At 50.7% G+C, this 8,994-nt stretch carries 2 protein-coding genes; both read left to right on the top strand.

The features are described 5' to 3' along the window. Positions 1 to 1,684: condensation domain-containing protein (locus tag BBG47_RS26405; protein WP_254659935.1), on the top strand; the 1,684-nt coding region annotated here is incomplete at its 5' end. Between the two features lie 166 nt (positions 1,685 to 1,850). After that, positions 1,851 to 8,994, top strand: a 7,144-nt coding sequence (locus tag BBG47_RS26400) for a non-ribosomal peptide synthetase (protein WP_175400649.1), incomplete at its 3' end; no start/stop codon positions are given.

Raw genomic sequence — 8,994 nt, 5'->3', positions numbered from 1 at the left:
GCAGATGCCGCTGGCGCCGAACGGCAAGCTTGATCGTAAAGCGCTCCCTGCTCCGAAGGACGTGATTCGGACGGGAACTGATCACGATGCACCACGAACAGCATTGGAAGTGAAGCTCGTTCGCATATGGCAGGAAGTACTCGTTCTCGATCAAATCGGAGTGAAGGACGACTTCTTCGAATTGGGAGGGCACTCCTTGCGCGCAACTGCGTTGGCAAGCAAGGTAAGCAAGGAAATGCACGTTGCTCTTCCGCTACGGGATATTTTCCACTATTCGACGCTGGAAGCGATGGCGCAGGCGATCGGCGAGTTGGAGAAGCAGGAGCACCGAGCGATTCCTATCGCGCCAATGGCCGAGCATTATCCATTGGCTTCAGCCCAAAAGCGGTTATACATTCTGCACCAGGCTGAAGGAGCGCAGCAGAGCTACAACATGCCGGGGGCGATGTCCGTCAGTGGACACATCGATCGAAATCGACTGGAAGCGGCGCTTCTGCAATTGATTGCACGCCATGACACACTGCGCACAAGCTTCGAAATGGTTGATGGTGAGCCTGTACAGCGCGTACACCAGCACGTTGATTTCGCGTTAGAGTATTCGACTGCGAGAGAGAAGGATATCGATCAGGTTACCGAGCAGTTTGTCCGCGACTTTGATCTGGAGCAGCCTCCACTACTGAGAGTCGGACTTGTCCAACTTGAGCAAGAAGAACAACATCTATTGCTGTTCGATATGCATCACATCATTTCGGACGGGATCTCTATGGACATATTGGTTGATGAGCTTGCTCGCTTGTACAACGGGGAGGAACTTCCTCCACTTGAAATCCAGTACAAAGATTATGTGCTGTGGCAGCAAGCAGAAGCAAGCAGCGAGCAGATGAAGGAACATGAAGAATACTGGCTGCGGACATTGGGCAATGAACTTCCGTTACTGGAGCTGCCGACCGAATTTGCAAGAGGCGAACATCGCAGCTATGAAGGAGATAAGCTGCACTTTGCGATTGATGGGCAGTTGAACGAGAAGCTGCAGCGCTTGGCATCCCAATCGGGAGCAACAGTATATATGGTGCTGCTGGCAGCTTATACGACCTTGCTTCATAAATATTCAGGACAAAATGACCTGGTTGTGGGTACCCCAATTGCGGGCAGAACCCATGTAGATGTAGAACCGCTAATCGGGATGTTCGTCAATTCGCTTGCGATTCGCAATTACCCAAATGATGACAAGACGTTCCGCAGTTATTTAGAGGAAGTGAAGGAATCGACGCTGAGCGCCTTCGAGCATCAGGATTATCCGTTCGATAAGCTGGTGGAGCAGTTAGAGGATGCTTGGGTTCCAGGCCGTAATCCGGTATTCGACACAATGTTCGTGCTGCAGAACGCAAAAGCGCGTACGATCAACCTGGGAGAATTGGCCTTCGAGCCTCTAATTCCATCACATACGGTTGCGAAATTCGATTTAACCTTGGAAATGGCTATCGAAGACGGCATGCTGAGCGGGCAGTTTGAATATTGCACGAAGCTGTTTTCCGCCAACATGATTGCGAATTTCGCAGAAGACTTCTTAGAAATTCTTTCTCAAGCTTGCGAGCAGCCTGACATCCGCTTGGAGGATATTCAACTGAGCGGCAGTGCTAATCAAGAGGAAGAAATGGAAGAAGAAATTGACTTTGCATTCTAAATCGCTGCATTTGACACTGTTGTTCGGTTGTTAACGCGTCATTCATGACACTAGGATTGGATTTCGTTCATTCGGGCTGCGTGCAATGGGTTGACAGGCACGTACCCGGATGGACGGATGCCGTCCTCTAGGGGCTTTACTTGATTTGAGAGGGGAGATGATCAGAATGGCTTTTGATAAAGAAATCGAATTTTGGAAAGCGAAACTCGATACTGAAGATACGCCTACGACTTTGCCCTACACGAGCACTCCAAGCAGTGAAGCGGCACGACATTATTCCGTTTCTGTTACAATGCCTGCTGAAATTTCGGAACGAATTATTCGCATGTCTAAGGGCTCGCATCAAGCAGCCTTCATGATTTTACTAGGTGGCATCCAATGCTTGCTGCACAAATACACGAGCGAGAATCGCATCGTCATCGGCATGCCTATCGTGCGAAAAGCAGGGGAGAAGAGACTACCCATCAATCAAGTCGTCCTATTGAAGGAGAATGTCAATGAAGAGCTCACGTTCAAATCCTTGCTTACTTCACTGAAACAATCCTTTACAGAAGCGATTCGACATCAGCATATCCCCTTCCGGCTCATAACTGAGCAGATGAATGTACAAGAAAAGAATGGCTTGCCTGTCATCAATACGATGGCAGCTCTGAAGAATATACATACCGTTAACTTTATTCCAACGGTTGTTGCAGATGTATTGTTCCAATTTGAGTTCGAAGCTGAGAACCTCCTTTTGAGCGTTGTATATAACGAACGTGTCTATGACTCGGTATTTATATCGCAAATCATTGAGCATTTGCAGCGCGTGCTGAGCATCGTATTGCTTGAGCCAAATACGAATTTGGGGGATCTTCGCTTACTATCGGATGAGGAAACATCGCTGCTCCTGCACGGATTTAATACGACGGCTGCAGAGTATCCACGTGACCGAACAATTCATGAACTCTTCACGGAACAAGCACGTCGCACGCCGGATGCTGTTGCGGCAGTTTATGGGCAGCAACAGTTAACATATGCCGAGCTAAATGGAAGGGCGAACAGGCTGGCGCGTACGTTACAGAACGCTGGCGTTCGATCCGATCAGCTCGTTGGCATCATGGCCGAACGGTCGCTCGAAATGATTGTAGGCTTGCTAGCCATCATGAAGGCTGGCGGGGCCTATGTTCCGATCGACCCTGAATATCCGCAGGAGCGCATTCGTTATATGCTCGAGGATTCGGGAGCGCAGACGCTACTGCTTCAAGACCATCTTCGCGAGTGTGTCACCTATGAAGGCACGATCGTGGATATGAATAGCGAACATAATTATCATGACGACGAGACGGAACTTTCCTCTGTGTCCGATTCAAGCAACTTGGCATATGTCATCTATACTTCGGGCACGACAGGCAATCCGAAAGGGGTCATGATTGAACATAGAAGCGCAGTCAATGCGCTGTTGTGGAGAATTCGGACATACGGGCTTTCTTCCTCCGACCGGGTTTTGCAATTGTTTTCATTTTCCTTTGACGGCTTCGTCATGAGCGCGTTCTGCTCATTATTGTCCGGCGCAGGTTTATTTTTACTTAAGGAAGAGGACGCGAAGGATCCGCTCGCCTTGCATGGCGCTATCAGCCAATCGGGAATCACGCACTTCATTTGCGTACCAAATCTATACGGAGCGCTGCTCAATGTGATGCAGGCCGAATCTGTGTCTACGCTGCGTACAGTGACATTGGCTGGCGAGAGTGTAAGCAGTGCATTAGTAGCTAGAAGCAAGGAGCAGCTTCCTGATGTAAAGCTGTTTAATGAATATGGCCCGACAGAGAACAGCGTCGTGGCGACCTGCGCAATCGGCCTCGAGAAGGATCAACCCATCACCATTGGTACACCGATCTCTAATGCGAGTGTGCTGATTTTGAATACTTCTGGAGAGTTGCAGCCGTTACATGTGCCGGGAGAATTATGCATAGCCGGTGAGGGACTGGCGAGAGGTTACTTGAACCGTCCGGAATTAACGGAAGAGAAATTTGCGGCTCATCCATTTGTGCCAGGTGAACGCATTTACCATACTGGTGATTCCGCCAGATGGCTGCCGAACGGCACAATTGAATATTTGGGACGGATTGATCACCAAGTCAAAATCCGTGGATTCCGTATCGAGCTGGGCGAAATCGAGTCGAGCTTGAAGAAGGTAGCGGGTGTGCGAGAGGTCATCGTGGATGCTAGGCCGGACGGTAATGGCCAACATATGCTGTGTGCGTACATGGTAGCTGACGCTGAGCTTACTGTGACGGAATTAAGGGAGGCGTTGTCTTCCAATCTGCCGGATTACATGATTCCTTCTCACTTTGTGCAAATGGAACAGCTGCCACTTACGCCAAGCGGCAAGCTGGATCGCAAGTCATTGCCCGATCCCCAAGCTAACATGGCTATTGGCACGGAGTATATTGCCCCTCGTACTCCACTTGAAGAACGACTTGCGCAAATCTGGCAGGAGTCGCTTGGTGTGGAAAGGGTCGGCATCAAGGATAATTTCTTCGCCCTTGGCGGACACTCGCTGCGGGCAGCTACATTGGCAAGCAAGCTTCACAAGGAGTTGAACGTCAATGTGCCGCTTCGGGATTTGTTCCGCAATCCGACGATCGAAGAATTGGCTTTGCTTATGGATGGGATGGAGCAGCAGGAGTTCAGCGCGATTGAACGGGTGAAGGAAAGCGAGTATTATTCGGTATCTTCAGCGCAAAAGAGGCTGTATGTCCTGCAGCAGCTCGAAGGTGCGGAACAGAGTTACAATATGCCGGGTGCCATGCTGCTGGAGGGACTGCTGGATAGAGAACGCCTCGAAGCCTCATTCCGCAAGCTGATTGCACGACATGAGACACTGCGTACCGGATTCGAGCTGATGGACGGAGAACCGGTGCAGAAGGTGTATCAGGATGTAAGCTTTGCCATTGAATATATGCAGGCAAGCGAGGAGGAAGCGGTGCAGAAAGCCCGCGAATTTATCCGAGCGTTCGACTTGATGACTCCGCCGTTGCTGAGAGTTGGCTTAATTGAAATGAAACCGGATCGTCATGTGCTCCTCTATGACATGCACCATATCATTTCTGACGGTGCATCTATGGGAGTCGTAGTAGAGGAATTCGCTCGGTTGTACGGCGGTGAGGAGCTGCCACCGCTGCGCATTCAATATAAAGACTTTGCCGCTTGGCAGCAGTCGGAAGCACAGCAGAAGCGCTCGAAGCAGCAGGAGGCCTATTGGCTGCAAACATTTGGCGGAGAACTGCCTGTACTTGAGCTTCCAACGGATTACGCGCGTCCAGCCATTCAGAGCTACGAAGGGGAGACTTATGAATTTACGGTCGATTCGGATATAAGTACGGCATTGCAACGCCTCGCAGCGGATAGCGGAACGACGTTATACATGGTTCTGCTCGCAGCTTACACGGTGCTGCTGCATAAGTACACGGGTCAGGAAGATATTGTCGTCGGCACGACGAACGCAGGGAGAATGCACGACGATTTGCAGCCGCTTATCGGTATGTTCGTCAATACGCTCGCAATTCGCAATTATCCGGCTGGAGAATCGACGTTCCGTGCTTATTTGGAACAAGTGAAGGAGCAGGCGTTAGCTGCATTTGAACATCAGGAGTACCCATTCGAAGAGCTTGTTGAGAAGCTTCATGTTACAAGAGACATGAGCCGCAACCCGCTGTTCGATACGATGTTCTCCCTACAAAATATGGAGAACAAGGATTTTGAACTTCCAGGACTCCAATTGAAGCCGTATGGCTTCGAACACCAAATATCCAAGTTCGATCTCAGCTTGGACGTTGCGGAAGGAGCGGAAGGGCTCGCTTGCAGCTTGGAGTATGCTTCGTCCTTATACAGACAAGACACAATCGTAAGAATGGCGGATCATTATCGACAGCTGCTTCATTCAATTGCACAGTCGCCTGAGGCGCAAATCTCCGTGCTCGGGATGTTGACGCCGGGTGAGCAAGAGCAAATTCGATTCAAGTTCAATCATGATCCGTCAGAAATGGAGCAGAAGCACACGGTTCATCAACTCTTTGAGGAGCAGGCCGCTCTTACACCGGAACGAACTGCGGTCGTGCATGAGAATGAACAACTGTCGTATCGGGAGTTGAACGAGAGGGCGAACCGTCTGGCACGTACGCTTCGTCAACACGGCGTGCAGCCGGAGCAGCTCGTCGGCATCTTGGCAGACCGTTCGCTGGACATGATCGTGGGCATTATGGCGATCTTGAAGGCAGGCGGCGCTTACGTTCCAATTGATCCGAAATATCCGGAAGAACGTATCCGTTACATGCTGGAGGATTCCAAGGCAAACGTATTGGTGACGCAGAGCCATTTACAGTCTCTCTCATCGTTTGACGGTACATGGGTTCTGCTTGATGATGAGTCATCCTATGCTGAGGATGCTGCCAATCTTGTGTCCATCACTGAACCACAACACCTGGCTTACGTCATTTATACATCGGGCACGACCGGACAGCCGAAGGGTGCCATGATTGAGCACAGACAACTGACAGTTATGGCGAAGGCTTGGGAACGTGAATATCGTCTGCGGGAAGAAAGCATTCGCTGGATGCAATGGGCGAGCTTCTCATTCGACGTATTTTCAGGTGATTTGATTCGTGCGCTGCTGCATGGCGGGGAACTGGTTCTTTGCCCTGAGCATGCACGTGCGAATCCGGCTGCAATCTACGAATTGATCCGGAAGCATCGTCTTCATATGTTCGACTGCACGCCATCTATCGTCATTCCGCTTATGGAATATGTGTATGAGAACAAGCTGGATATCAGCAGCTTGAAGCTTGTCGCCGTTGGATCGGACTATTGCCCGCCGGATGAGTTTCAGAAGATGCTGGATCGATTCGGTTCGCAGTTCCGCATCATTAATAGCTATGGCGTGACTGAGACATGCATCGATGCCAGCTATTATGAACCAACGACTCCAACTGTTCCAAGAGCGCTGCCGATTGGAAAACCATTGCCGGGTGTAACGATGTACATTATGGACGGACAGCGTTCCTTGCTTCCGGTTGGTGTCATCGGGGAGCTCTATATCGGTGGCCCATGCGTCGGTCGTGGGTATTGGAATCGTCCAGAGATGACGAGCGAGAAATTCGTCGCAGATCCATTCCTGCAGGATCACCGAATGTACCGCACAGGGGATCTGGCTCGTTGGATGCCGGATGGCAACATCGAATATTTAGGCCGTATCGACCATCAGGTGAAAATACGCGGTTACCGCATTGAGATCGGCGAAGTCGAGTCCAAGCTTCTTAAGGTGGAGACTGTTCGGGAGAGTGTCGTCGTGGCGCGTCAGGATCCGAACGGGACAAAAGCATTATGCGCTTATTTCGTTGCGGATCGCAAGCTGACGGTGAGTGAACTGAGAAGCGCATTGGCCGATGAATTGCCCGCATATATGATTCCATCCTATTTCGTTCAACTGGATCGCCTGCCGCTCACACCGAACGGGAAAGTCGATCGCAAGGCGCTGCCTGCCCCGGAAGCGGGTGCGCACACGGGGATTGAATACGTGGCGCCACGCACGGAAGAGGAGTTAGCGCTGGCGAATGTATGGCAAACCGTCCTTGGTATTGAACGAGTCGGTGTGCTGGATCATTTCTTTGAGCTTGGAGGCGACTCCATCAAGTCTATCCAAGTTGCTTCCCGATTGCAGCAAGCAGGCTATAAGCTTGAAATTCGGGATCTGTTCAAGTATCCAACGATTGCCCAACTGGGGTCCCACTTGCAGAGGGCAAGCAAGGTTGCAGATCAGGGCGAAGTATCAGGTGATGTGCCGCTTACGCCGATTCTTGGATGGTTTTTTGAACAGCAGTTTGCCGATGCGCATCACTATAACCAGTCGATCATGCTGTACCGGAGAGAAGGCTTTAACGAAGCGGCAATCCGCAATGTACTTCAGGCAGTAACGGAACATCACGATGCGCTGCGCATCGTATTCCGACGGAATGATCAAGGTGATTATACAGCTTGGAATCGCGCAATCGAAGAGGGAGAATTGTTCCATCTGGAAGTTCTGAACCTTACTGGCTCAGCATCAGGTGATCATGAGCAGAATGTACGGCAGATCATTGAAGCCAAGGCCACGGAGATTCAGCGCAGCTTCGACCTGCACGATGGGCCGTTGGCAAGAGCCGGATTGTTCCGTACCGATGAGGGGGATCATCTTCTGCTTGTCATGCACCATGGCGTTGTTGACGGTGTGTCCTGGCGCATCTTGCTGGAGGATATCGCTACTGGATATGAACAAGCGTTGAAGGGAGAGCCTGTTCGGCTGCCTGCCAAGACGGACAGCTTCCGCACATGGGCGAATCAGCTCGCGTCATATGCACGAAGCGAAGCCATGATAGAGGAACAAGTCTTCTGGGAACAGGCAGAAGCGAATGCAACGAGTATTTTGCCTTTGCCGAAGGATTTCGAAGCGGAGACATCCTTGCAGCAGGATAGCGAGTCGGTCGTAGTAGAATGGAGCCGGGAGGAGACGGATATGCTGCTGAAGCATGTTCACCGGGCTTATAACACAGACATGAACGACATTCTGCTCGCGGCGCTCGGCATGGCTATACAGCAATGGTGTGGACATGAGAAAGCCTTAGTTACACTTGAAGGACACGGCCGCGAAAATATCATGCCGGAGCTTGATATTTCGCGCACTGTGGGGTGGTTCACGAGTGAATATCCATTCCTGCTCGAGAGCGATCCGAACAAGAGTTTGTCCTATCGAATCAAACGAATGAAGGAAAATTTGCGACGTATTCCGAATAAAGGCATCGGTTATGGCATTCATCGATATTTATCGGACTCAGGTATGTCTGGTACGGAAAATGTATCACGATCAGAAGCATCAGCTCAGCCAGAAATCAGCTTCAACTATTTGGGACAATTCGATCAGGATTTGCAGAACAATGAGATGGAAGTCTCTCCATATTCGGGCGGCGCAGAGATAAGCGTTCGTCAGGCTCGTAACACCACGCTTGATTTTAACGGGATGATATCGGCTGGGGTTCTTGCATTGGAAGTGAGCTACAGCAGCAAGCAATACCGCCGCGATACGATTGACCGGCTTGCAGGATTGCTGAAGGGAAGTTTGCAGGAGATCGTTGCTCACTGCGCATCGAAAGACAAGCCAGAATTGACACCTAGTGACGTATTGGTTAACGGGCTTGGTATTGAGGGTCTGGAGCGTATTGCGGAGCAGACGAGGGATCTCGGGGACATCGAGAACATTTATGCACTGACGCCGATGCAGAAGGGAATGTGGTTCC

Source organism: Paenibacillus sp. KS1 (assembly GCF_001680695.1).
GTDB classification, from domain to species: Bacteria; Bacillota; Bacilli; order Paenibacillales; family Paenibacillaceae; genus Paenibacillus_B; species Paenibacillus_B suaedae.
The sequence above is the reverse complement of the archived record's forward strand: the minus strand, read 5'-3'. Positions and strand labels throughout refer to the sequence as shown.